We start from the raw sequence: 23,912 nt of genomic DNA on the forward strand, positions 1-23,912 counted from the left end.
GAGCCCACGGGCAGCGCGGCACGAGCAGCTTATGGACGACGCCATCAAAGCCCGCTGCGAAGAAGCCCTCGGCCACACCTTCGCCAACCCCGACCTCCTCGAACGCGCCCTCACCCACGCCTCCAGCACCGGCGAACGTCTCGACAGCAACGAACGCTACGAGTTCCTGGGCGACGCCATCCTCGGGCAGGTCGTCTGCGAATACCTGTTCCACGAACTCCCCGAAGAGCAGGAAGGCGAGCTCACCAAGATCAAGAGCGCCGTCGTCAGCCGCCGCGCCTGCGCTACCGTCAGCCGCAAGCTCGGACTCCCGAAGATGCTCAGCCTCGGCAAGGGCATGCACACCACCGCAGCGCTCCCGCAGTCGGTGGCCGCAGCCGTCTATGAGTCGGTGATCGCCGCCATCTACCTCGACGCTGGCATCGAGCCCGCCCGAGCCTTCATCCTTCGCACTATGACGCCTGTGCTCGAAGAGTGCACCCAGTCCCTCCACCAGCACAACTTCAAGTCCGTCCTCCAGCACTACACCCAGCGGCACCAGCCCGCCAACCCCAGCTACGTCCTCCTCGACGAGAAGGGCCCCGACCACGCCAAAGCCTTCGAGGTCTGCGTCGAGATCGCGGGGTTCCGCTTCGACTCAGCTTGGGCAAACAACAAGAAAGAAGCCGAACAAAAAGCCGCCCTCCAGGCGCTCACCGACATGGATATCGCCAGCCTCAGCGAAGACGGCACCATCACCATCCACGAAGACCGCTACGACCAGCCGCCCCGGATCGATCAGCTCTCATCCGATTCAGGCTGATTGCCGAAGCTCAGACTCGGCACGCACCCAGTTCTCGAACTCGCGGCCTCGAGGCTTGCCCTGAGCCAGCCACAAAAAATAGGCCCGGTTCGCGATCTGGTCGTGCGTTAGCGTCACCACCACGCTTGGCTTGACTGTCGCTTGGTCCTTCAGCGACGTCTTGCTCGCGGCGCGAGCCGCCTTCACCACGCTCTTGACGGCCGCCTTCGCCTCACCCACGGTCCGACGCGCTCGGCCAGTTGTGCTCTTTCGTGCCATCGCATGAATCTCCTTAGCCTTGGGGAACGTCGTCGCCGGGACCCGAATCGGTCTCACACGGCGATGACCAACCCCATTATCGGCCCTTGCTTGCTCGAAACCTCAGTAATCCATAACCCAAGCCGCCTAGTGGTCTTGCGGTCACGAAAGCTCCTTGATCCGCTGGAGCACCTCCGCGTCGTGACCCGGAACCTTCACCTTGTCCCACCGCTCGGCGACCTTCCCGTCCGGGTCGATCAGGTAGGTCGTCCGCACCACCCCCATGTACTTCTTGCCGTACATGCTCTTTTCCTGCCAGACCCCGTACTTGGCACAGATCGAGGCGTCGGGGTCCGCGAGCAGGGTGAAGTTCAGGTCGTGTTTCGCGATGAACTTCGTGTGCGATGTCTCATCATCCGGGCTGACGCCCAGGATCACCGCTTTCGACTTCCTGAACTTCGGCAGCCCATCTCGAAACTGGCACGCCTGCTTCGTGCACCCCGACGTGTCATCCTTGGGATAGAAGTAGAGCACGACCCACTTGCCCTTGTAATCAGCGAGCTTGTGCGCCTTGCCGTCCTCGTCCTTCAGGCTCAGCGCGGGGGCTTTTTTGCCGACTTCTGTCAGCGGCTTGGTCATATCCGATGAAACTCGTTCAATTGTCGTTGGCATATCATGCTCCAGGTCTTATGGTGGTTCTAGGAAAGGCCCGCTATCGCCCGATGATAGCGCAGCACGATGCTCAGAGGGAAAGGATCAGTCATGTTTTCCAAGCCCGGAATCCGCCACCGTTCTCAGCGACCGGCGTTCACACTCATCGAACTGCTCGTCGTCATCTCCATCATCGCCCTGCTCATCGGCATCCTGCTCCCGGCCCTCTCAGCAGCCCGCAACACCGCTCGCAACATCACCTGCGGCTCCAGCGTCCGCCAGTTCGGCATCGCGATGCAGACCTACCTCATCGACCACCGCGACACCTATTTCTGGCGTGCCCCGAATGAGTTCATCAATGACTTCGGTATGGAGTGGTACGCATGGGGAGGCCGCGAATCCGGCAACGCCCACACTGGCCAGCTCATCTTCAACAACCTCTCGCCTCGCCCCCTCAACCGCTACATGGGCGAGTCCATTGAGGCCTTCCAATGCCCCTTCGACACGGATCCTGTCGCCTGGTCCGTCTTCGAGGACCAGACCTACACCCACTTCGACCTTGTCGGCAACTCCTACAACTTCAACGCAACCGGCCGACCCAACACCCACTTCGTTCCCGACGGCTGGGGTCTCGCTGGCCGCCGCTCGGCAGCGCTCTTCACGCCCTCCGAGTCCCCTGTGTTCTTCGATGCCTCGGGTGCCAAAGCCGCCCCCAACACCGAGGTCTGGCACGCTGACGACAAACTCAACCTCGGTTTCGCCGACGGGCACGTCAAGTTCCGCGCGATGCCCGAAGAAACCGATCCCGATATCGACTGGGTTGAGCCTTCGGACGACTGGATCGTCACCACCGTCTTCGCCGCCCCCTAAGCCAAACCAAGTCCTCCCGCCGTTATACTCAACTCTCCACAACCCGCCTCGGGTCAAGTGCTACTCGCCTCGACTCGATGATGCCCCTGAGCAAGCATGTCCTCTCTCAAAGCTGGGGATATGGTCCTGGATAACCGGAGCCCAAGCGTGTCCAATAAGAAATGTGCCTTGATCACCGGCATCACCGGTCAGGACGGTTCCTACCTCACTGAGTTGTTGCTCGACAAAGGCTACGACGTCCACGGCATCATCCGGCGCTCGAGTTCCTTCAATACCGACCGAATCGATCACCTCTACAAAGACCCGCACGAAAAGGGGAGCAGGCTCAAGCTCCACTACGGCGACCTCACCGATGCTAACGGTCTCGCCCGGCTCATCACTCAGGTCAAGCCCACCGAGGTCTACAACATCGGGGCCCAGTCCCACGTCAAGGTTTCCTTCGACCAGCCCATCTACACCGGCGACGCCACCGGACTCGGCGCCGCCAAACTCCTCGAAGCCTTCCGCGACTACCAGGAAACGACCAGCAACCCGATCCGCTACTACCAGGCCTCCACCTCCGAGATGTTCGGCGGGATGCCCGAGACCGCACCCCAGTCTGAAGACACGCCTTTCCACCCGCGCTCGCCCTACGGCGTCGCCAAGCTCTACGCTCACTGGCTCACCATCAACTACCGCGAGTCCTACGACCTTCACGCATCCTGCGGCATCCTCTTTAACCACGAGTCACCCCGCCGCGGCGAGACCTTCGTCACCCGAAAGATCACCCGCGCCGTCGGCCGCATCAAGCAAGGTCTGCAAACCAAGCTCTACCTCGGCAACCTCGATGCCAAACGCGACTGGGGCTTCGCTGGCGACTACGTCGAGCAGATGTGGATGATGCTCCAGCAGGACACCCCCGACGACTACGTTGTCGCTACCGGCGAAACCCACACCGTCCGCGAGTTCTGTGAGCGAGCCTTCAGCCGTGTCGGACTCGACTACAACGACCACGTCGAGATCGACCCGCGTTACTTCCGACCCGCCGAAGTCGACCTGCTCCTCGGTGACCCCACCAAAGCCAAGAAACAACTCGGCTGGGTCCCCAGGACCTCGTTCGACGAACTCGTCAACATGATGGTCGATCACGATGTCGAACTCGCCTCGCGGGAAAAAACCCTCCGCGATGCCGGACACGTTGTAACCGCCAGCATGGGCCACGACTGATCGCCGCGGCGATCTTCAAGCGCCCCCGGTCTTCTAGAACGATGATTTTCCTGCGGTTTCCTGCTTGCACAGATTCAAGTCGTCGCTATGATCTCGCCGTTATGAGTCACATGACCGCCGACATCAAACCCAAATCCAAACGCGCACTCAAACGCGCCTGATGTCACTTCCGCGTTCTGCGGACCTCTGACCTAGCGGTCACCCACAACTGACAACTTCAAGAATCGCCCGACCCGCAGACGGTGTTTTCGCACACCCGCACAGCGTCGGGCTCACCAGGAGAGCACCATGCTCGCCCCGCAACGCTTTCTGATCATCGGTGCCGGCAAGACCGGTGGACACGTCCCCAGCGCCCTCCCGCCCGATGCCGCCATCGACATCGCTACCACCCGCATGCCCCTCACCGAGCAGCGCCTCGCCGATGCCGATGCCGTGATCGTCTTTGTGCCTCCAGCCGCCATGCCGGACCTCATCGACCCGCTCCTCGACGCCCGGCTCCCCGCTGTCATCGGCACCACCGGCGTCACCTGGCCCGCCGACCTCGACACTCGCCTCCGCCTCGCCCAGACCCCCTGGCTCGTAGGCTCCAACTTCAGCCTTGGAATGAACCTGATGTTTCTCATGGCCGAACTCCTTGGCCGCAGTCAGCAGCTCGCCCCCGAAGCCTTCGTGGGTTCAACAACCGCCATCCACGAAACCCATCACATCCACAAGAAGGACAAGCCCTCCGGCTCCGCGCTGCGTCTGCGTGACGCTTTCGTCGACGCATCGCTCCCGATCACTGCCGAGCGCACCGGCGACGTCGCCGGTCATCACGAACTCCGCATGACCCTGCCCCACGAAACCCTCACCGTGACCCATGACGTCGCCGACCGCGCCGTCTTTGCACAGGGTGCCGCGTGGGCCGCTCAGCACCTCCTGCCCGGCCTTCCCGCCGGCTTTCACCGTTTTGAAGATCAACTCCGCCAACACCTCAGGAACCAACACCATGAATCCGTTTAACACCACCGTCTGGACCGCCTGCATCACGCCTCTGACCACCAACGCCGCTGCCGTCGACTACGCCAGCTTCGAGCAGACCCTCCGCCGACAGGAAGCCGCTGGCAACGGCATCCTCCTCCTGGGCACAACCGGCGAAGGCGCTTCACTCAGCTCTGAGGAGAAGCGGCAGATCATCCGCTGGGCCACGACGCTCGGGCTCAATGTCCCGGTCATGGTCGGCGTCCCCGGCTATCAGTTCGCGGATGCCCTCAACTGCGTCGAGTGGCTCCGCGGGACTCACGCTGACGCGCTGCTCGTCCCGACCCCCTGCTACACCAAGCCCGGCCGCCACGGACAGGCCGCCTGGTTCCGTTCGATGCTCGACGCGGCTGGCCGCCCCTGCATGCTCTACAACGTCCCGTCGCGCTCAGGCGTCGCCCTCGCCACCGACGCTGTCCGTGACATCGCCGATCACCCCAACTGCTGGTCGATCAAGGAAGCCTCCGGATCGATCGATCGCTTCAACGAGTTCGCCGAGACGGGCCTGGCGATCTACTCCGGCAACGATGACATCATGCCCGACATCGGCCCTCGCGGGGCCGCCGGTCTTGTGTCCGTCGCTTCCAACCTTTGGCCCGAGCAGACCCTCGACTACGCCCGCCGGTGTATCACCGGAACGCTCAGCGTCGACGAACGCCAACTCTGGTCCGCCGCCATCGCCGAGCTCTTCCGCGCGTCCAACCCTGTCCCCGCCAAGCGTGCCATGCACGCCCTCGGCCTCATCGCGACCCCTGCCCTGCGTCCACCCCTCCACGGCGACGACCTCGACGACCTGAGCCCACTCCTGTCATACTCCGCAGAGATTCAGGAGACCACCGTTGCCGCTTGATGACCTTTCCAACCATGACTTTCTAAGACAGCTCGAATCAGGCGAACGCCGCGTCGCCGCCCGCGCCGAGGACGGCACATGGACCGTCAACGAGGATGTCAAACGTCGCATCCTCGAAGTCTTCCGAACTTCCGAGCTTGCCGCCTTCGAGGGCGGGTCGGTCGATAAAGCCGATCTTGGACCGCGCCGCTTCCATGTCGAAGACGGCATCCGCCAGATCCCGGGCGGGACCGCCGTGCGCGCCGGGGCGCATGTCGCCCGAGGCGTCGTCATCTGCCCGCCAGCCTGGGTCAACATCGGGGCCTTCGTCGACAGCGACACGATGATCGATTCCCACAGCCTCGTCGGTTCCTGCGCCCAGGTCGGCCAGCGCGTTCATCTCGCGGCCGGCGCTCAACTCGGCGGGGTCCTCGAACCCATCGGCAACCGCCCGGTCATCATCGAGGACGACTGCTTCATCGGCACCCAGGCTGCCGTCGTCGAAGGCGTGATCGTCCGCCGCGGCGCCGTCCTTGCCCCGGGCGTGCTGCTTACCGCCGCCGTCACGCTGTACGACGCCGTCCACCAGACCACCCTGAAAGGCGAAGTCCCCGAGAACGCCGTCGTCGTCCCCGGCTCCCGGCCCGCCACCTCCGACTGGGCCCGTAAACACGGCCTGCAACTCAACTGCCCCATCATCGCCAAGTACCGCGACCCCGGCACCGACGCGGCGCTGATGCTGGAGGAGGCGCTGCGGTGAGTCGACCCGGCTGAAGAGGTTACTGGACACGAACCTCTAAACGATCGCCAGCCTTCAGGATGTTGAAGTCCGGCAAGGATTGAAGGCTTCCATCTGTTCGGTAAAGCGCCTCATAATCAGCGCTCACGCGCGTGATTTCCACGCGGTCATCTGGCTCGCATCGAGGACCGACGGAAGCGATCAGTTGTCTCATGCTGATCGGCTCAGATTGCTGATTGGTAAGCTTAAAAGCACCAGGAAGGCGAACATCGCCCTCTATGTAGACAAACTCATTCGCTACAGGTTCAACGAGATTGAGCGTGTCACGAGCCACGCTCTTCACCACCAGCACATCCCCTTCCTCCACATACCTAATATCACGGTTCTCCTGCTTGAAGTCGATCGTGACCACATCCACACGCCCGTTACGATCCGTGATCTGTACCTCAAACACCGTGTTGTCACCACCAGCAATGCCGGCTGAAGCGATCAGTTGCAGGACCGTTAGTTTCTGGCCTTCTGGGATCGCAAACGCACCCGGTCGGCTGACATCGCGATTGATCGTGCTGAACCGATATTCGGGTTCGGATTGTGGTCCGAGTAAGTACCAGCACCCAACAGCTGTCACGACTGCGATGAGTAGTCCCGCGATCCCCAGCTCTTTCCTGCTCATCTCATGGCTCCGGAGGGAGGAAACCGGTCTTAGATTCCGATACAACTTAGCTTTGCATACGGAGGCATTCAATGGATTTCTCACAACACCGCTTCGTGGTCACTGGCGGGGCCGGATTTCTTGGGCAGGCGCTCTGCGGAAAGCTTCGTGAGCGGGGCGTCGCCGATGACCGGCTTTTTGTCCCACGCAGGAAGGATTACGACCTCACCCTCGAGGCCGATGTCGCGCGGCTCTACAAGGACGCGAAGCCTGATGTGGTGATTCATCTTGCCGCGGAGGTGGGCGGGATCGGGGCCAATCGTGATCACCCGGGGCGTTTTTTCTTCGCCAACGCTGCTATGGGCATGCACCTGATCGAGCACGGGCGTGCGAACAGGATCGCCAAGTTCGTGCAGACAGGGACCGTCTGCGCGTACCCCAAGTTCGCTGAGGTGCCGTTCAATGAGGACGCTATTTGGGACGGTTTCCCCGAGGAGACCAATGCGCCGTATGGGGTTGCCAAGAAGTCGCTGTTTGTGATGCTTGATGGGTACAAGCGGGAGTACGGTCTCGACTCGTCGGTGGTCGTGCCGGTGAATCTGTACGGGCCGAACGACAACTTTGATCTGCACACCTCGCACGTGATTCCGGCGCTGATCCGCAAGTGTGTGGAGGCGAAGAACGCGAAGGCTGATCACATCGTCTGCTGGGGGACGGGCTCGGCGTCTCGTGAGTTTTTGTATGTGGACGACGCCGCGGAGGGGATTCTGGTGGCGACGGAGAAGATGGACGACCCGACGCCGATCAATCTGGGCACCGGGTCTGAAATCACAATCAAGAATCTGGTGGAGCTGATCGTGAGGCTCACCGGTTTCGAGGGGGAGATTGTCTGGGACGCGACCAAGCCGGATGGGCAGCCGCGGCGGTGTCTGGATACGTCCAAAGCGGAGAGACTGCTGGGCTGGAAAGCTCAGGTCGACCTTGAAACCGGGCTGCGGAACACGATTGAGTGGTTCCTCAAGCAGGACGAGGTCCGCGAAGTCGTTTACGGTTAGGGCATGACCACGGAGCCGACGCGGCGTAGCGTCATCACCATCGGCAACTTTGACGGCGTCCACATCGGTCACCGCGCGATCCTCCGGGTAGCGAGGGCGCTGGCTGATGAGCATCGCGGGGCGTCCGGTGGGGGGAGCGGGGGGGTGGAGGTGATCGCGATGCCGTTCGATCCGCACCCGGCGACCCGGCTGGCGCCGGAGCGGGTTCCGCCACGGCTGACCTCGCGCGCTGAGCGCGCGCGGTTGTTGCGGGCGGTGGGGGCGGATCGGGTGGTGTTTTTGGAGCCGGATCAGCGGACGTTGGGGATGGACGCGGGGGCGTTTGTGAACGATTTGGTCGAAAAGTATCGGCCGGTGGGTTTTGTGGAGGGGCCGGACTTTCGGTTTGGGCGGGCGCGGCAGGGGGACCTGGCGTTGCTGCGTGAGATGGGGCGGGCGCATGACTTTGTGGTGCGGGTGGCGGAGCCGGTGGAGGTGGCGTTGCACGATCGTTGGGGGCATCGGGCGGGGAGTTCGCTGGCGCGGTGGCTGATTGGGCATGGGCGGGTCGAGGATGCGGCGCGGGTGCTGGGCCGGGCGTACAGCGTGGTCTCGACGGTGGTGGCTGGGGACCGGCGGGGTCGGGCGATCGGGTTCCCGACGATCAACCTAAGTGCTGATGAGATCGAGGGTTTCATCATCCCGGCGGATGGGGTGTATGCGGGTGAGGCGGAGATCGAGGGGGAGGCCTCGGCTTATCCAGCGGCGATCAGTGTGGGGGTGAAGCCGACGTTTGGGGGGCATGATCTGACGCTGGAGGCGCATTTGATTGGTCTGGATCACGAGGTTTATGATCGTCGGGTGGAGCTGTCGTTTACGCGGTGGGTGCGGGACCAGCGGGCGTTTCCGGGGTTGGAGGCGTTGGTGGAGCAGTTGGGTCGGGATGTGGGTCGGGTGCGGGAATGGGCCGATAGAGGGGAACTGAGCCCGGTGGCTGGTGATGCAGCGTCGCTGGCGGCGCGGCTGTCGTCGCCTTAACTCCTGTTCTGAGGATTGCTTGTGACCGAGACGAACCAGGACTTTCCGCGTCTGGACGCTTATACCTCGACGTTGTCTGCGGACCAGGCGGCGGCGTGGCTGCTTGAGGCCGGGGCTGGCGGGCCGGTGAGTGTGATGACGCACACGAAGCCGGATGGTGATGCGTTCGGGTCGGTGGTGGCGGTGGTGGGGACGTTGTGTGCGCTGGGGATGGAGGCTCATGGTTATGTGGTTCCGCCGATTCATTCGGGGGTGGCGCGGCTGCCGGGGCAGGAGCTGGTGTCGGTGGTGAATGGGACGGCGGGCGGGGCGCGAGTGCCTGCTGAGGGGTCACTTGTGATCGTGGACACGGGGGCGTGGTCGCAGGTTGGACCGTTGGCGGGGGTGGTGGCGGGGCGGCTGGAGCGGACGTTGTTGATTGATCACCATTTGTCGGGGGACATCCCGGCGGGGGCGCGGCACATCGACGGGGCGGCTGCGGCGTGTTGCGAGGTGCTGTATCCGATTCTGGGTCACTGCCTGGTCAGCGGTGGTTTTGGGATGCCGGACGCGGTGCGGGACGGGTTGTACGCGGGGATCACGTCGGACACGGGGTGGTTTCGGTTTTCGAATACGCGGCCTGGGACGCTGCGGGCGGCGGCGGACCTGGTGGAGATGGGGGTGGATTCGCCGACGCTGCTGGCGACGCTGGAGCAGAGCGAGCGGCCGGAGAAGCTGGCGTTGTTGCGCAGGGCTATTGGAAGTCTGGAGTTGTGGCATGATCAGTCGGTGGCGGTGATGACGCTGCGGCGGGCGGATTTTGAGGCGACGGGGGCGCTGGAGGAGGAGACGGAGCGGTTTGTGGATGTCCCGCAACAGGTGATGACGGTGAAGGTGGTGGTGCTGGTGGCGGAGAAGCTGGAGGGGGGCGGGTGCAAGCTGAGCTTCCGGTCAAAGCCGGGGGATGACGCGGTGAATGTGTCTGAGCTGGCGCGGACTTTTGGTGGCGGGGGGCACGCGCGGGCGTCAGGGGCGCGGGTGTCGGTGTCTGTGGAGGAGGCGGTGGGGCTGCTGCGGGAGCGGGTGGGCGAGGTGCTGGGGCGCGGGTGAATATTCACTTAGGTTTTGGGTGGCGGGGAGCGTGGAGAGCGGGCGGGTCTGTCGGTATGGCCGAATGCATCCTTAGAATGACTCTATGGTTACGGTGGGGTTTGGCGTTTGCGGGGGCCGTGGGAAAGATGTTCACAAGTGGTTCGGGGTGCTGTGGCCGGGCGCGGCGTGGTTGTTTTGGATGTTTTGAATGTGGGGTCATCGGTCAGGATTGTGCGCCAGCGCGGGCATGCAAGCGGTGTTTTGGTGCTGTGATTGGTTGGTTTGCTGCCGTGAGGGGCCCGTGGTCGTCAATCAAACGTGACCGATGGCCCCCGGAATGCGCTTCATTGTGCGCCCCCCCCCCCCCCCACATTAAGGCAGGCGCAGGGTGTGGCGGACGACTTGAGCTGGCTGAGGTTGAGAGGCGGGTTGTTGGTGGGCGGTGGAGAGGTTGGCGTTTGGTGGCGTGAGCTGTCGGGAGGTCGGGGGGCGCGGGGGGTGGTTGGCGGGGTGGAAAAAAAAGTGTCGCGCCTAAGGTGCGGTGAATCACCGATTTAAGCCAGATGCGCCAGTTTAACCCCTAGATTTGCTAAAGAATACGGTTGCGAACCCAAGATATAGGGGTAGGATGCGTGTTGCCCGCTGAGGACGTTTGAAGCGTGTTTTGGTGGGCGGCGTGCCTCGTCGCAGGTCCCCTGTTCTGGCGTTTGGGGTCCGGCTCAATCTACTGCCCACGGGTTTGCCCGTCATGTCGCATGCGATGTGATTGCGCTGTTCTTGTGGGTGTGGTTGGCTGGGTCTGCCGGGTCAGGGGGAGGTCGGGTGTCGGGCTCCTCCGCTGACACCTGGCTCCTCTCCATCTGCGATGGAGGGCAGGGATGCCCTCGCGGCGCGTTTTTGGTTGGTTTTGGATTTTGGCCTGTGTCGAATGTTCGGTCTTGATTAGGTAGTTAAAGTTTGTAATCTGTTCGGTATGGCCGAGCAGCTAAAAAGTCGGAAGAACCCCCCCACCTGGACTGAGCGTTTCCGGTTTGGTGGCTGGGAAGAAGATGAGGCGTGGTGCTATGGCCGTGTTGTGTGACAGTCAGATTCGTGAGTTGGTGTCGATCGAGCCTTTTCAGGAGGCGGAGAAGCGGGCGGGTCGGATTTCGTATGGGGTGTCATCGTATGGGTACGACGTTCGGGTGGGGACGCTGTTTAAGATCTTTACGAATGCTCCGGTGGATGGGGGGCAGTCGATTGTTGATCCGAAGCGGTTTGATGATCGGTCGTTCGTGACGGTGGACACGGAGGTGACGGGTCGGGATCACGTGATCATCCCGCCTAACTCGTTTGCGTTGTGCGAGACGGTGGAGACGTTTGTGATCCCGCGGGACCTGCTGGTGATCTGCGTGGGCAAGAGCACGTATGCGCGGTGCGGGATCATTGTGAACGTGACGCCGCTGGAGCCGGAGTGGCGGGGGAAGGTGACGATTGAGATCAGCAACACGACGCCGTTGCCGGCGAAGATCTACGCGAACGAGGGGATTGCGCAGATGATCTTTTTGAAGGCTGATCGGGTGTGTGCGGTGAGCTATGCGGACAAGGCGGGGAAGTATCAGGACCAGGTGGGGTTGGTGCTGCCGAGGGTGGATTGAGGGGACTCTTCTAAAAAAGGAGTGTTGTAATGCATCGTAAACACGACGAACTGGTTCAGAAGCAACTCGATTTGCCATGCAAAGGTCAAACTAGGGACCAAGTTCGGAAATGGTTTGATGAGGTTAAGCCTCAGCCTGGCGATACGGTCGTAGTGCGAACTACTCACGCGGGCATTTGGAGCTATACAAAAGACACCATCGAAGACGTTTATAAATCAACTAATAACCAAATCCGCGTAGCGCTGAAGCTGCACGGAGCTTTCTACAGAAATGGCGTCAACTGCTACGAGCCAACTGGCCAAACGAGGTTTGTCGAGCTTACTCCTGATGTGTTGGCGGCTGCGGAGAGCAATGACACTTATCAGTGCATCTACCGGGTTATTGATTAGCGGGATTTATTCATTCATTCATTCATTAGAGGTGTATTGATGCGTCTGGCCGGTATGTATTTTGGGTTTTGTTTGATACTCGCTGGCTGCCAGTCTATGCCGACCGGTCAGTTGATGTCGGGTGTGAACAAGCAGGGTTTGCCGGACCATAAGTATCTGGTGGGGACGGCGGTGGATCAAGTGGATTACCGGGCGCCGGTGGCGGGGACGGCTTATCTGGTGGAGGGGGCGCGTGGGCGGGTGATTGCGATCAAGTCGCTGAAGGAGGGGGAGAACTGGTTGTACAAGTTCCCGAAGATGCCGGAGACGGAGATCGAGCGGACGTACGGGCCGGGTCAGCCGAACTATCAGTTGCGAGTGAGTCTGTACTTCATCCCGGCGAGTTCGATGCGTTATCAGCGGGGTCTGACGCGGGCGGGATCGGGGTCGTAGTTTTCGGGGTGCTTAGGCCTGGGTTTTGGTTTTATTTATTCTCTTTTTTATCTGACAAGGACTGTCATTCATGAAGATCAACCGCCGTTTTACTGAGTCGGGTAAGGATGTGTTTGAGAGTGTTTCGTGGTCGCGGCGCTCGTGCCGGATCGGGAACCTTGACGGCTCGGTGGTGTTTGAGATGAAGGACGCGGAGATCCCGGCGTCGTGGTCGCAGTTGGCGTCGGACATCATGATCTCGAAGTATTTCCGGAAGGCGGGGGTGCCGAGTGACGGCGGCGCTAATGGTCTGCCTGATGCTGATTTTGAGGTGGGCGGTGAGGTGACGGTGGGGCCGGAGACGTCGGCGCGGCAGGTGATTCATCGGCTGGCGGGTTGCTGGCGGTCGTGGGGTGAGGCGCATGGTTATTTTGATACGGCGGAGGATGCGCAGGCGTTTTATGACGAGCTGTGCTACATGCTGCTGCATCAGATGGCGGCACCGAACTCGCCGCAGTGGTTCAACACGGGGCTGAACTGGGCTTACGGGATCAATGGTCCGGCGCAGGGGCACTATTACACGGATCCGGCGACGGGTGAGACGAAGAAGTCGGAGGATGCTTACTCGCACCCGCAGCCTCATGCGTGTTTTATTCAGTCGGTGGGTGATGATCTGGTGAATGAGGGTGGGATCATGGACCTGTGGGTCCGTGAGGCGCGGCTGTTTAAGTATGGTTCGGGGACGGGGACGAACTTCTCGTCGGTGCGGGGTGAGAACGAGCCGCTTTCGGGTGGCGGGAAGAGTTCGGGGCTGATGAGTTTTCTGAAGATTGGTGATCGTGCGGCGGGTGCGATCAAGTCGGGGGGGACGACGCGTCGGGCGGCGAAGATGGTGTGCCTGGACCTGGATCACCCGGATATTGAGCACTTTGTGAACTGGAAGGTTCGCGAGGAGATCAAGGTGGCGGCGTTGGTGGAGGGGATGAAGGCGATCGGCGGGGAGCGGGCGTCGGAGCGTGATCCGGAGACGATTGGTGAGACGGCGGAGCGGCTGGGGTTGACGCTGGATTATGATTTTAATGGTGAGTCGTACCAGACGGTGTCGGGTCAGAACTCGAACAACTCGGTGCGGATCTCGAACGCGTTTTTCGAGGCGCTCGATAGCGACGGCGACTGGACGCTTCGGGGTCGGACCAGTGGGAAGGTGTCGAACACGATCAAGGCGCGGGGGTTGTGGGACCAGGTCGGTTATGCGGCGTGGCGGTGTGCGGACCCTGGGGTGCAGTTTGATACGACGATCAACGAGTGGCACACGTGCCCGGAGAGTGGTCGGATCAACGCGTCGAACCCGTGTTCGGAGTACATGTTCCTGGACAACACGGCGTGTAATCTGGCGTCGCTGAACCTGCTGAAGTTTTATGACTCGGAGACGCGGGCGTTTGATGTCGAGGCGTACGAGAACTCGATCTCGATCTGGACGGCGGTGCTGGAGATCTCGGTGCTGATGGCTCAGTATCCGAGCGAGTCGATTGCGCGGCTGTCGTATGAGTACCGGACGCTGGGGCTGGGTTATGCGAATCTCGGTGCGATGCTGATGCAGGCGGGGATTCCTTATGACTCGGAGCGGGCGCGGGCGATTTCGGGTTGTCTGACGGCGGTGCTGACGGGTCGGAGTTACGCGACATCGGCGGCGATGGCGAAGGAGTTGGGTGCGTTTGCGGGTTATGAGAAGAATCGTGAGTCGATGCTGCGGGTGATGCGGAATCATCGGCGGGCGTCTTACGGGGTTCCGCGGAACCCGTCGATGGCGGCGAATCACGAGCTTGGGGCTTATGAGGGGTTGAAGATCGCGCCGGTGCCGATTGACGCTGGGAATCTGACATCGACTCGTGAGGCGGCGGGTGTGCTGTCGAACGCGGAGTCGTTGGCGGAGCGAGCGAAGGTGGCGTGGGATGATGCGCTGGAGCTGGGTGAGGCGCACGGGTATCGGAATGCGCAGGTGACGGTGATCGCGCCGACGGGGACGATCGGGTTGCTGATGGACTGCGACACGACGGGGGTGGAGCCGGACTTTGCGTTGGTGAAGTTCAAGAAGCTGGCGGGTGGGGGTTATTTCAAGATTGCGAATCAGTCGTTGAAGCCGGCGTTGGATGCGCTGGGTTATTCCGAGGCGCAGGTGAAAGGGATCATGACGTATGTGATGGGGGCGTTGACGCTGGAGGTGGCGATGCCTTCGGCGAAGGGTGAGGTGGCTGCGAACGGTCCGACGTTTGCGGAGTTTTTGATGGATCGTGGTTTGGAGAAGGCGGACCTGGATCGGTTGACCAAGGCGTTGCCGACGGTGTTTGAGATTGGTCAGGCGTTCACGTCGTGGACGCTTGGGGATGAAGGGATGAAGAAGCTGGGTCTGGCGGACAAGGCGTCGGAGGCGGGTTTTGATCTGCTGCGGGCGTTGGGTCTGACGGGCAAGCAGGTGGAGGCTCTGAATCGAGCGATCTGCGGGACGCAGACCGTGGAGGGTGCTCCGGCGCTCAAGGATGAGCATCTGGCGGTGTTTGATTGTGCGAACAAGTGCGGGAAGCTGGGGCAGCGGTTTATTGTGGCTGAGGGTCATATCCGGATGATGGCGGCGGCTCAGCCGTTTATCACTGGTGCGATCAGCAAGACGATCAACCTGCCCAACGAGGCGAGTGTTGAGGATATTCAGGGCTGCTACCGGTTGAGCTGGGAGTTGGCGCTCAAGGCGAATGCGCTTTATCGGGATGGTTGCAAGCTGAGTCAGCCGTTGAACACGGGGTCCTCGGACACGAAGGACGAGGACGTGCTGGAGGCGATGGAGGATGAGGAAGCGGTAGAGCTTGCTCGTGAGGAGGTCGCTGAGCAGGTGGTGGCGTTGGCGGGTGCTGACGAGCCGATCCGTGAGCGGATTGTTGAGAAGATTGTGGAGCGTCCGCTGCGTCGGCGGCTGTCGGACACGCGGCATAGTCGGACGCACAAGTTCAACGTGGCGGGCCACGAGGGCTATCTGACGGTGGGGCTTTATGACGATGGGACGCCGGGCGAGCTGTTTATCACGATGGCGAAGGAGGGATCGACGATCGGCGGGTTGATGGACTCGCTGGGTACGGCGATCTCGGTGGCGCTTCAGTATGGGGTGCCGGTGGAGTCGCTGGTGACGAAGTTCACGCATCAGCGTTTTGAGCCGGCGGGGATGACGCACAACCCGGATATCCCGTTTGCCAAGAGTCTGGTGGACTACATTTTCCGTTGGATGGGGATGGAGTTTGTGTCGGGGTACAAGTCGGCCAATGCGCCGCTGCGGTCGACGGATGATGGTGATGATCAGACGCCCGCGACCTCGCGGACGATGCCGACGCTGACGGCGGCGCAGACGAGCCATTCGACGGGTAACGGGAATGGCAAGGGCCACGGTCGGGCGGCGAAGCCTGAGGCGGAGGTGTCGGAGTCGGCGACGGCGGTGCTGGTCGAGGAGCGGAAGCCGCGGTTTGATGTGCGTTCGGATCGGGTGACGGTCGAGGACTCGAGCCTGGCGGCGGCGATGAAGGGACTGCAGGCGGACGCTCCGGCGTGCGACGTGTGCGGGACGATCACGGTGCGCAATGGCACGTGCTACAAGTGCCTCAACTGCGGGAACTCGATGGGCTGCTCCTAACCCCCCACCCCCCCACTTCAAGGCAGGCCGCGGGCTTGACCTGAGGGCAAGGGTGGTTGGTTCTGGTGGGTTTCACTTTGCTTCTTCCCTCTCTGCCCCCTCGGCACGCTTGCGTGGCGAGGGGGTTTTTCTTGATCGGGTGAGGGGGGAGTTGGGAGGGGTTGGGGGTTAGACTCTGGTGGTGAGCAGAACAGCGACGCCGATTGATGGGAGGGGGGGCGCTGGGGCACGCCTGGCTGGGGTGGGTGTGGGGGGGTGGCGTGAGCGGGTGATGGTTTGGTGTGGGGTGGTGATGGTGGGGGTGGTGTTGCTGCCTGGGTTGGTGCCGACGTTTGTGAATCCGTGGTTGGAGACGGACCCGCGGGTGGAGGGGTTGACAGGGGCGCTGGGGGGGATGACGGGGACGGTGGCGGTGGGGGTTCAGTTGGTGGGGATGATCGCGGCGGGGGTTGGGTTGGTGCTTGCGCGGGGGGTGCGGGGGTGGTGGTTGCTGCTGGCGGGGGTGGGGTGTTTGGGGGCGATGTGGAGTGTGTTGAACGGGGCGGGGTCGACGGGGAATCGGGTGATGGTGGGGTCGTGGGTGGCGGGTGCGGTGATGGCGGTGGGGATGGCGTCGCTGGTGTCGGATCGGCGGGCGGGTGCGGCGGTGCGACGGTGGGTGGTGGCGGTGCTGGTGGGTGGGTTGATCCCGCTCGCGGTGGATGCGTTGTGGCAGGTGTACGTGGAGCATCCGGAGAATCTGCGGTTTTATGAGCGGACGATGGATGAGATGCTGGCGGCGCGGGGGTGGGCGGAGGGGTCGCCTGAGCATTTGTTGTTTGCGCGACGGATGAGTTTTGCGGATGCGACGGGAGGGTATGCGCTGTCGAATGTGTTGGGGTCGGTGGGTGCGGGGCTGGCGTGTCTGGGGTTGGGGTTTGTGGGGACGCGGCTTAGGGATCGGGGGACGTTGACGGCGGCGGGGGTGTTGGGTGTGGGGGGGGTGCTGGTGTGGTTGACGGCGTCGCGCGGGGCGATGGGCGCACTGATGCTTGGGGTGGTGTGGTTCGGGGTGGCGTGTTGGTTGGGTGCGCGGATCAGGAGGGGGTGGTTGCGTGGTCTGGTGGTGGGCGGGTTGGGGTTGTTGATGGTGTTGCTGCCGTGGGTTGCGATCGGGTGGGCGGGTGCACAGGGTCCCCCCCCACCTCCGCCGCCTGGGGAGGTGACGTCGTTTCCGGGATGGTTGAGTCTGCTGTTTCGGTATTGGTATCTGGAGGCGGGGTTGCGGATGCTGGTGGAGGTGCCGGGGGTGTGGTGGTCGGCGGTGGGTCCGGAGGGCTTTGCGTTGATGTTCGGGTGGATGAAGGACCCGATGCTGCCTGAGGACGTGGCGAGCACGCACAACGTGGTGGTGGACCTGCTGGTGATGCTGGGGGTTTATGGTTTGTGCTGGCTGGTGCTGGGCGGGTGGTGGCTGTGGCGCGGGATGTGTCCTTCGCGAGCAGCGGATGTTGAATCCGGAGGTGAGGAAGAGCGTCATGTGGGGGGTGAGCCGAACTGGTTGGGGGGGATGGCGGCGAGTGGGGTGTTGTTGCTGCCTGTGGTGTGGATGACGGTGGAGACGCTGTATCTGGAGACGGCGTTTTTGCAGCTGCTGGTGTTCGCGGGGATGGCGGTGGCGGTGGCGTGGCTGGCGGAGCTGGGGAAGGGGGTGTCGGCGCGGGTGATGGGGATGGGTTTGGCGGCGGGGGCGCTGGTGCTGATGGTGCACGGTCAGATGGAGATGACGTTTTTTAATGGTGGGGCGTCGCAGCTGGCGTGGGTGGTGTTGGGATTGGCGGGGGGTGTGGGGGCGGGGGTGAATGTGCGGCCGTTTAAGCTGTCGGGTAAGCGGTTCAGGGATGTTGTTGGGGGATTGGGTTTTCTTGGTCTGGGTTCATCAGTCGCTGCTTATCTGGTGTGGGTCGGCTTGGTGGTGGTATCGAGCGAGCGACTGTCGCTTGAGGCCGCACGCCTGGTCGTGGCAGGCGAGAGTCTGCGAGCTGCGGATTTGCTGGAGAAAGAAAGCGGCTTATTTACATTGCTCGAGAAGGATCGCTCACCGTTCGCCGAGTGGATTTTTCGCCTGCGGATGGAAGAGGCACACAGGGCTTCGGCTCAGGGGGACAGCACTCGTGCGCTTGAACTGAGTGGACTCGCCAACCCTGTCTGGCTGCCTTCTCGGAGCGTTCTGGTCTTGTGGAACGAACTGGGCTGGCTCGATGAAGAGCGGATGCCAGGGACAGCAGCAGAACTGCGTCGTCAGATCGCCGTCTGGATGTTCTTCTCTGAGAAACTGCCTGACGAGACTCATCGTGATATGTGGCTGGACGTGAAGGCTGAGATGGAGAACTTGTTGACGATTGTGCCTTACAGCGTTCGGGATCGGTTGCGGTTGGTGGAGGTTTTGATTGAGCTTGAGGACTGGGATGAGGCAGCGGCGGAGTTGGAGCGGGCGCGAGGGATCCATGCGGGGTTGTATCTGGATCCGTTGAAGCAGTTGCCGGAGGAGCGGTTTGAGGGGTTGGCGGGGAGGATTGAGGCGGGGCGGGCGGGGGAGGAGTGATCCGGGATATGTCTGATGCCAAGGGCTGTCGGCACACTTTGACGGGCCTTCGGCGTGTCAAAGTGTGGCACCCGGGTGGGGTTGCTGGTTCCGGGGGCGGGCTGCGCCCGACCCCGGCCACCCATGTCTGAAAGAGGATGGCTCGGCCCGAGCGGGTTAGTTGGTTTTGAAGGGGTTGCCGGTGGTGTGTTCGAAGGTGTCTTCGAGGGTGGGTTCGGCGAGGGTGGCGGAGCGGAGTTTGGGTTGGTGGTGGTCGAGGAGGTAGCGCATGGCGGCGGGGCCGTTAGGGGTTTCGAGTCGGGCTTCGCCTGGGATGCGCTGGGGGAGTGGGGTGACGGGGTGGTGCTGGTTGAGGTCGTTGATGAGGGGGTGGAGGTCATCGGGGTCGAGGGTGGCGAGGGTGAGGACGGCGGCGTGGTTTCCGCCGGCCATGGTTGTCTTGAGTTGGGCGGGGGAGCCTTCGGCGACGATGCGTCCTTTGTCGAGGATGATGACGTGGTCAGCGTGTTCGGCTTCGTCGGTGAGGTGGGTGGTCATGAGGATGGTGAGGCCGGTGCGTTTGCGTTCGGCGTCGAGGGCGTGCCAGAACTGTCGTCGTGCGGTGGGATCGACGCCTGTGGAGGGCTCGTCGAGGATGAGGAGTTTGGGGTTGTGGAGGAGGGCTTTGGCTAGTTCGGCGCGTCGGGCGAGTCCGCCTGAGAGGGTGGCGACTTTGTCATCGGCGCGGTCGATGATGCCGAGGGTTTCGAGTCGCGCGGGGACCTGTTGCTTGAGCTGTTGGTGGGTGAGTCCGTAGATACGGCCCTGGAGGGTGAGGTTTTCGCGGACGGTGAGTTCGCGGTCGAGGGAGGGGCTCTGGAAGACGACGCCGAGGGATTGCCGGATGGTGTGTCCGGCGACGCGGAGGTCGTGGCCGAGGAGGGTGATGCGTGGGATGACGTTGGGGCGGCCGGAGGGTTTGAGGGCGGTGGTGAGGATCTTGAAGAGGGTGGATTTTCCTGAGCCGTTGGGGCCGAGGACGGCGGCCATGGTTCCGTGGGGGACGGTGAGCGCGATGTCATCGAGGGCATCGGTTTCGGTGCCTGGGTAGCGGTGGGAGAGCGCATCAATGGCGATGGCGGGCTCGGTGCTGGCGGGCCTTGGGGGGGTGTTGGTCGTCATGGGGTGTGCGTGGGCGAGGGTCACAGGCGGTCCCACGCGAGGGCCGAGAGAACGATCGGCAGGTAGAGGAGTGAGGCGATGAAGACGACGCGGGCGCGGCGGTCGCAGGGTCTGAGGGCGAACCAGATGGAGGCGGCGGCGAAGGCGAGGGTCGTGCCGAGGGCGACGATGGCGTACACCCAGCCGGCGGTGCCGTAGGCGCCGAAGAGGGGCATGGCGGCGGCGGCGATGAGCAGGAGGGCGGTGACGACGACGTGGGCGGCGACCTGTCTGCCTTTGGCATCGACAACGGGGAGCATGCGGAGTCCTGCGGCGGCGTACTGGTTGCGGTAGAGCCAGGCGATCGCCATGAAGTGGGGGATTTGCCAGATCAACATGATGAGGAAGGCGGGCCAGGCTTCTGCGGAGAGGATGCCGGCGGCGGCGGCGTAGCCGATGAACGGTGGCATCGCCCCCGGAATGGCACCGATGTGGGTGGCCCAGGGGGTGAGGGCTTTGAGGGGGGTGTAGATGAGGACGTAGACGAGGAGGGTGGCCAGGGCGAGTAAGGCGGCGAGGGGTGTGGTGAGCAGGAAAAGAATGAGGGTACCCAGGGTGCCGGTGAGAACGCCGAGGGTGATGCCTTCGGTGATGGAGATGCGTCCTGCGGCGATGGGGCGGTGGGCGGTTCGGTTCATCCGGGCGTCAGGGGTTCGTTCCCAGACCTGGTTGAGGATGCCGGAGGAGATGCAGGTGAGGCCGACGCCGAGGGTGAGGCCGATGATGGCGACGGCGTTCCATTGGTCCATGTGGAGGGCGAGGGCGTAGCCGACCCATGAGGTGAGGACGACCATGAGAGTGATGCGGAGTTTGGAGAGCTCGAGGTAGTCGCGCAGGCGTGAGGGCTGGGCCGTGTGGGCTTTGGGCGATTCCTCGGTGATCTGTTTAGTTAGTGGGGCGGCTTGGGTCATGCCCCTCCTGTGGTTTGGAGGGAGGGTTGGGTGTGGCCGTTGTGGCTGGCTGGGTCGTGATGTGTCGATGGGTTGTCGCTGTTTGATTGAGGGGGTTGGATCTGTTTGATGGTGGTCGGGTGGGCGAGGGAGGAGGCGATGGTGACGCGGGCTGCGAGCCAGACGGAGGCAGCGAGCAGGAGGGCGCCGAGAGACTGGTGCATGGTGGCGAAGGTGGGGTGGATCTCGGCCCAGACGGTCATGATGCCGAGCATGATCTGGGCGGCCATGAGGCTGGCGACGTTGACGAGCGGGGCGGTGACGATGGCTTTTTGTCGGAGACCGGCGAGGATGGCCCATGCGGCGAAGAAGGCTGAGAGGATGACGATGACCGCCATGAAGCGGTGGGTGAAGTGGAGGTGGACCTGTCCGATGGTGGTGTCGATGGGGACGCGGTTGATGAGGTGGTCGGGGAGGTCGAGGATGGCGGTGTCGAGCTGGGCCTGGTTCATCGGGGCCATGAGGGCACCGTAGGAGAGGGGGGCGTCGGGGATGGCTTTTTCGGCGCCGAAGTGTCGGACGGAGGCGCCGATGCCGAGTTGGGCGATGAGGATGCCGACGAGGGCCCATGAGAAGAAGGTGGCGAGTTTTTCGCCGACGGCCTTGGGCTGGTTGGCGGGTCGGCGTTTGGCGGTGGTCCAGAGGGCGCCGGTGGCGACGACGGTGAAGATGACGATGCCGAAGAAGACCTGTCCGACGACGCCATGGAGGGCGGCGAGGGGTTGGGATTGTTCGGTGACGCGGAGTCCGCCCATGACGCCTTGGGTGATCACCAGAATGATCATGGGGATGCCAAGCCATCGGAGCCAGGGTTTGGGTGCCCAGATGGCGAGTCCGGTGCCGAGGAGGAGGGTGAGGAAGCCGACCCATGATCCGATGAGGCGGTGGGAGTGTTCCCAGAAGGTTCCGATGTCGTGGAACCAGACCTCAAGGGGGGCGAGGAACATGTTGTAGCCGAAGGTTCCGGGCCAATCGGGGACGGCGAGTCCTGCGTCGAGGGAGGTGACGTGCCCGCCAAAGCCGATGAGGACAAAGGTGGAGAGGGCCAGGAGGATGGCCAGGAAGTGGAGTGTCCGGCGGTAACCGGAGCGGTTTGGGGGGGTTGCGTCCTTGGCGGTCATGAGAAGTCTCGTGGAGATCCGACTTTAGGGGTGGGTGTGGATTATACTCACCGGATTGAGCCCCGCCTGATGTTTGGATGGGGAAACCACCCGTTTTGATGGAGCGATCTCATGGTCGAGCAGAGCAACGGGTCGGTCGCCCGGAGCGGCCGACGGATTGAGATTTACGATACGACGCTGCGGGACGGCACGCAGGGTGCGGACGTGGCGTTGACGCTGGCGGACAAGCTGAAGCTGACGCGGGCGTTGGACGAGATGGGCTTCGATTTTATCGAAGGGGGTTATCCGCTCTCGAACCCGAAGGACGCGGCTTATTTCGAGCAGGTCCGGGGTTTGAAGCTCAAGCACGCGAAGATCACGGCGTTCGGGATGACCCGGCGCAAGGGGATCGAGGCGAAGGATGATCCGGGGATGCAGGCGCTGGTAGCGGCGGGGTCGCCGGTGATCGCGATCGTCGGGAAGACGTGGGACCTGCACGTCGACGAGGTGCTGCGGGTGTCGCGGGAGGAGAACCTGGCGATGATCCGTGACTCGGTGGCGTTTTGTGCGCAGTCGGGTTCGACGGAGGCGGTGTTTTATGACGCGGAGCACTTCTTTGATGGCTACCGGGCGAACCCGGCGTATGCCCTGGAGACGTTGAAGGCTGCTCTGGATGGTGGGGCGAAGCGGCTGGTGTTGTGTGATACCAATGGGGGGTCGCTGCCGGCGTTTGTCGCGGAAGCGGTGACGGCGGTGCGCGAGCGGTTTGGGTTGGGCGGGGCGATCGAGGGTGGGGACGGACCGCTGCTGGCGATTCATGTGCACAACGATGGTGCGTTGGCGGTGGCGAACTCGCTGGCGGCGATCGAGGCGGGGTGTGTGCAGGTGCAGGGCACGATCAACGGCATCGGCGAGCGGTGCGGGAACGTGGACCTGATCCCGATGGCGGCGAACCTGGCGCTGAAGCTGGGGTATGACTGTCTGCGTGAGGGGGCGACGGCTGGGCTCAAGGGTCTGGCGAAGCTGGCTTACGAGTTGACGGGGATGTCGGCGTGGGCGGGTCAGCCTTACGTCGGAGCGAATGCGTTCACGCATAAGGGGGGGATGCATGTGCACGCGGTGCTGCGGATCGCGCACAGCTATGAGCATGTGGAGCCGGAGACGGTGGGGAATACCCGGAAGGTTCTGGTGTCGGAGCTGGCGGGGGCGAGCAACATCGCGGCGCAGGTCGGGGCGAAGTTCGGCATCGAGGACGACAAGGCCACGCAGCGGAAGGTTCTGGAGAAGATCCAGGACCTGGAGCATGAGGGGTATCAGTTCGAGTCGGCGGAGGCGTCGATGGAACTGCTGGTTTACGAGGCGCTGGGCAAGCGGCCATCGTTCTGGCAACTGCACCACTACCGTTGCGTTATCCTCAAGCGGGACGGGGATGCGGAGACGACGACCGAGGGGACGGTGAAGCTCTCGGTGGATGACGTCACGGAGTACCGGGTGGCGGAGGGTGACGGCCCGGTGAACGCTTTGTATCAGGCCTTGACCGACTGCCTTGGCGACCATTACCCCGAGATCCACAAGATCCATCTGTCGGACTACAAGGTGCGTGTGGTGAACCCGACGGCGGAGACGGCGGCGCGGGTGCGGGTGGTGATCGAGTTCCAGTACACCGCAGAGGACGGCACGACGCGGGTGTTCTCGACGGTGGGTGTGGATGAGAATATCGTGGAGGCGAGTTGGGAGGCGATCTCGGATGCGTTTCAGTATCTGTTGATTGAGGTGCGGGCTGGGGTGGGGGTTTAAGCGTGTCACCCGGCGGATGAGA

Annotated in this window: 21 protein-coding genes; 15 read left to right on the forward strand and 6 right to left on the reverse strand. The window is 62.8% G+C overall.

What is annotated here, in order from left to right:
* The first annotated feature begins 31 nt into the window (after positions 1–31).
* Complete coding sequence (gene rnc, locus RIG82_10280; GenBank protein ID MEQ9461325.1) at positions 32–802, forward strand: ribonuclease III; 771 nt, start codon at positions 32–34, stop codon at positions 800–802.
* Here rnc and RIG82_10285 read toward each other — a convergent pair.
* Positions 794–1,060: a DUF2934 domain-containing protein gene (locus RIG82_10285; GenBank protein ID MEQ9461326.1), complete on the reverse strand. Its 267-nt coding sequence runs from the start codon at positions 1,058–1,060 to the stop codon at positions 794–796. The genes rnc and RIG82_10285 overlap by 9 nt on opposite strands.
* Before the next feature lie 141 nt (positions 1,061–1,201).
* Positions 1,202–1,711 (reverse strand): thioredoxin-dependent thiol peroxidase, encoded by a 510-nt coding sequence (gene bcp, locus RIG82_10290; protein MEQ9461327.1) that lies wholly within the window; start codon positions 1,709–1,711, stop codon positions 1,202–1,204.
* A gap of 90 nt (positions 1,712–1,801) precedes the next feature.
* On the opposite strand from bcp, the gene RIG82_10295 reads away from it, so the two are divergent.
* From RIG82_10295 to RIG82_10315, 5 genes are all read left to right on the forward strand, one after another.
* Positions 1,802–2,560, forward strand: a complete 759-nt coding sequence (locus tag RIG82_10295) for a prepilin-type N-terminal cleavage/methylation domain-containing protein (GenBank protein MEQ9461328.1) — start codon at positions 1,802–1,804, stop codon at positions 2,558–2,560.
* Between the two features lie 147 nt (positions 2,561–2,707).
* On the forward strand, positions 2,708–3,766 hold the full coding sequence (gene gmd, locus RIG82_10300; GenBank protein MEQ9461329.1) for a GDP-mannose 4,6-dehydratase: 1,059 nt from the start codon (positions 2,708–2,710) through the stop codon (positions 3,764–3,766).
* Positions 3,767–4,054: 288 nt separating this feature from the next.
* Entirely contained in the window at positions 4,055–4,768 is a 714-nt protein-coding gene (locus tag RIG82_10305) for a dihydrodipicolinate reductase C-terminal domain-containing protein (protein MEQ9461330.1), read from the forward strand.
* On the forward strand, positions 4,755–5,636 hold the full coding sequence (dapA, locus tag RIG82_10310) for a 4-hydroxy-tetrahydrodipicolinate synthase (GenBank protein MEQ9461331.1): 882 nt from the start codon (positions 4,755–4,757) through the stop codon (positions 5,634–5,636). The genes RIG82_10305 and dapA overlap by 14 nt, the downstream gene beginning before the upstream one ends.
* Positions 5,626–6,375, forward strand: coding sequence for a 2,3,4,5-tetrahydropyridine-2,6-dicarboxylate N-succinyltransferase (locus RIG82_10315; GenBank protein MEQ9461332.1), 750 nt, complete (start codon positions 5,626–5,628; stop codon positions 6,373–6,375). Before dapA ends, RIG82_10315 begins: the two co-directional genes overlap by 11 nt.
* 19 nt (positions 6,376–6,394) lie before the next feature.
* Here the strand turns inward: RIG82_10315 and RIG82_10320 are convergent, their stop codons facing one another.
* Positions 6,395–7,027 (reverse strand): hypothetical protein, encoded by a 633-nt coding sequence (locus RIG82_10320; protein MEQ9461333.1) that lies wholly within the window; start codon positions 7,025–7,027, stop codon positions 6,395–6,397.
* 71 nt (positions 7,028–7,098) lie between these two features.
* Between RIG82_10320 and RIG82_10325 the strand changes: the two genes are divergently transcribed.
* The 8 genes from RIG82_10325 to RIG82_10360 all read left to right on the forward strand — a co-directional run bounded on the left by RIG82_10325 (position 7,099) and on the right by RIG82_10360 (position 18,843).
* On the forward strand, positions 7,099–8,061 hold the full coding sequence (locus tag RIG82_10325) for a GDP-L-fucose synthase (protein ID MEQ9461334.1): 963 nt from the start codon (positions 7,099–7,101) through the stop codon (positions 8,059–8,061).
* A gap of 3 nt (positions 8,062–8,064) precedes the next feature.
* Positions 8,065–9,078: a bifunctional riboflavin kinase/FMN adenylyltransferase gene (locus tag RIG82_10330; GenBank protein ID MEQ9461335.1), complete on the forward strand. Its 1,014-nt coding sequence runs from the start codon at positions 8,065–8,067 to the stop codon at positions 9,076–9,078.
* Between the two features lie 21 nt (positions 9,079–9,099).
* On the forward strand, positions 9,100–10,167 hold the full coding sequence (locus RIG82_10335; GenBank protein MEQ9461336.1) for a DHHA1 domain-containing protein: 1,068 nt from the start codon (positions 9,100–9,102) through the stop codon (positions 10,165–10,167).
* A gap of 1,046 nt (positions 10,168–11,213) precedes the next feature.
* Complete coding sequence (gene dcd, locus RIG82_10340; protein MEQ9461337.1) at positions 11,214–11,786, forward strand: dCTP deaminase; 573 nt, start codon at positions 11,214–11,216, stop codon at positions 11,784–11,786.
* 29 nt (positions 11,787–11,815) lie between these two features.
* Entirely contained in the window at positions 11,816–12,175 is a 360-nt protein-coding gene (locus RIG82_10345; protein ID MEQ9461338.1) for a hypothetical protein, read from the forward strand.
* 96 nt (positions 12,176–12,271) lie between these two features.
* Complete coding sequence (locus tag RIG82_10350; GenBank protein MEQ9461339.1) at positions 12,272–12,607, forward strand: hypothetical protein; 336 nt, start codon at positions 12,272–12,274, stop codon at positions 12,605–12,607.
* A gap of 70 nt (positions 12,608–12,677) precedes the next feature.
* Positions 12,678–16,259, forward strand: coding sequence for an adenosylcobalamin-dependent ribonucleoside-diphosphate reductase (locus RIG82_10355; GenBank protein ID MEQ9461340.1), 3,582 nt, complete (start codon positions 12,678–12,680; stop codon positions 16,257–16,259).
* 181 nt (positions 16,260–16,440) lie between these two features.
* Complete coding sequence (locus tag RIG82_10360) at positions 16,441–18,843, forward strand: hypothetical protein (GenBank protein MEQ9461341.1); 2,403 nt, start codon at positions 16,441–16,443, stop codon at positions 18,841–18,843.
* Between the two features lie 156 nt (positions 18,844–18,999).
* Here the strand turns inward: RIG82_10360 and RIG82_10365 are convergent, their stop codons facing one another.
* From RIG82_10365 to RIG82_10375, 3 genes are read right to left on the reverse strand one after another with little or no spacing between them, the layout of a single operon-like run.
* Entirely contained in the window at positions 19,000–20,004 is a 1,005-nt protein-coding gene (locus tag RIG82_10365) for an ABC transporter ATP-binding protein (GenBank protein ID MEQ9461342.1), read from the reverse strand.
* Between the two features lie 20 nt (positions 20,005–20,024).
* Entirely contained in the window at positions 20,025–20,954 is a 930-nt protein-coding gene (gene cyoE / locus RIG82_10370; GenBank protein MEQ9461343.1) for a heme o synthase, read from the reverse strand.
* Positions 20,951–22,114 (reverse strand): COX15/CtaA family protein, encoded by a 1,164-nt coding sequence (locus RIG82_10375; GenBank protein ID MEQ9461344.1) that lies wholly within the window; start codon positions 22,112–22,114, stop codon positions 20,951–20,953. The genes cyoE and RIG82_10375 overlap by 4 nt, the downstream gene beginning before the upstream one ends.
* A 111-nt stretch (positions 22,115–22,225) precedes the next feature.
* Here RIG82_10375 and cimA point away from each other — a divergent pair, with 111 nt between their 5' ends.
* Positions 22,226–23,890, forward strand: coding sequence for a citramalate synthase (gene cimA / locus RIG82_10380; protein MEQ9461345.1), 1,665 nt, complete (start codon positions 22,226–22,228; stop codon positions 23,888–23,890).
* Positions 23,891–23,912: the final 22 nt, after the last annotated feature.

This window comes from Phycisphaeraceae bacterium (genome assembly GCA_040222855.1).
Lineage (GTDB): Bacteria > Planctomycetota > Phycisphaerae > Phycisphaerales > Phycisphaeraceae > Mucisphaera.

Bases quoted from the DNA above. Each gene is read 5' to 3' on its own strand.
- RIG82_10305 (MEQ9461330.1), top strand. From the start codon at position 4,055: ATGCTCGCCCCGCAACGCTTTCTGATCATCGGTGCCGGCAAGACCGGT.
- RIG82_10295 (MEQ9461328.1), top strand. From the start codon at position 1,802: ATGTTTTCCAAGCCCGGAATCCGCCACCGTTCTCAGCGACCGGCGTTC.
- RIG82_10285 (MEQ9461326.1), bottom strand. From the start codon at position 1,060: ATGGCACGAAAGAGCACAACTGGCCGAGCGCGTCGGACCGTGGGTGAG.
- RIG82_10355 (MEQ9461340.1), top strand. From the start codon at position 12,678: ATGAAGATCAACCGCCGTTTTACTGAGTCGGGTAAGGATGTGTTTGAG.
- RIG82_10375 (MEQ9461344.1), bottom strand. From the start codon at position 22,114: ATGACCGCCAAGGACGCAACCCCCCCAAACCGCTCCGGTTACCGCCGG.
- RIG82_10325 (MEQ9461334.1), top strand. From the start codon at position 7,099: ATGGATTTCTCACAACACCGCTTCGTGGTCACTGGCGGGGCCGGATTT.
- cimA (MEQ9461345.1), top strand. From the start codon at position 22,226: ATGGTCGAGCAGAGCAACGGGTCGGTCGCCCGGAGCGGCCGACGGATT.
- cyoE (MEQ9461343.1), bottom strand. From the start codon at position 20,954: ATGACCCAAGCCGCCCCACTAACTAAACAGATCACCGAGGAATCGCCC.
- dapA (MEQ9461331.1), top strand. From the start codon at position 4,755: ATGAATCCGTTTAACACCACCGTCTGGACCGCCTGCATCACGCCTCTG.
- bcp (MEQ9461327.1), bottom strand. From the start codon at position 1,711: ATGCCAACGACAATTGAACGAGTTTCATCGGATATGACCAAGCCGCTG.
- RIG82_10330 (MEQ9461335.1), top strand. From the start codon at position 8,065: ATGACCACGGAGCCGACGCGGCGTAGCGTCATCACCATCGGCAACTTT.
- rnc (MEQ9461325.1), top strand. From the start codon at position 32: ATGGACGACGCCATCAAAGCCCGCTGCGAAGAAGCCCTCGGCCACACC.
- dcd (MEQ9461337.1), top strand. From the start codon at position 11,214: ATGGCCGTGTTGTGTGACAGTCAGATTCGTGAGTTGGTGTCGATCGAG.
- RIG82_10350 (MEQ9461339.1), top strand. From the start codon at position 12,272: ATGCCGACCGGTCAGTTGATGTCGGGTGTGAACAAGCAGGGTTTGCCG.
- RIG82_10365 (MEQ9461342.1), bottom strand. From the start codon at position 20,004: ATGACGACCAACACCCCCCCAAGGCCCGCCAGCACCGAGCCCGCCATC.
- RIG82_10320 (MEQ9461333.1), bottom strand. From the start codon at position 7,027: ATGAGCAGGAAAGAGCTGGGGATCGCGGGACTACTCATCGCAGTCGTG.
- RIG82_10345 (MEQ9461338.1), top strand. From the start codon at position 11,816: ATGCATCGTAAACACGACGAACTGGTTCAGAAGCAACTCGATTTGCCA.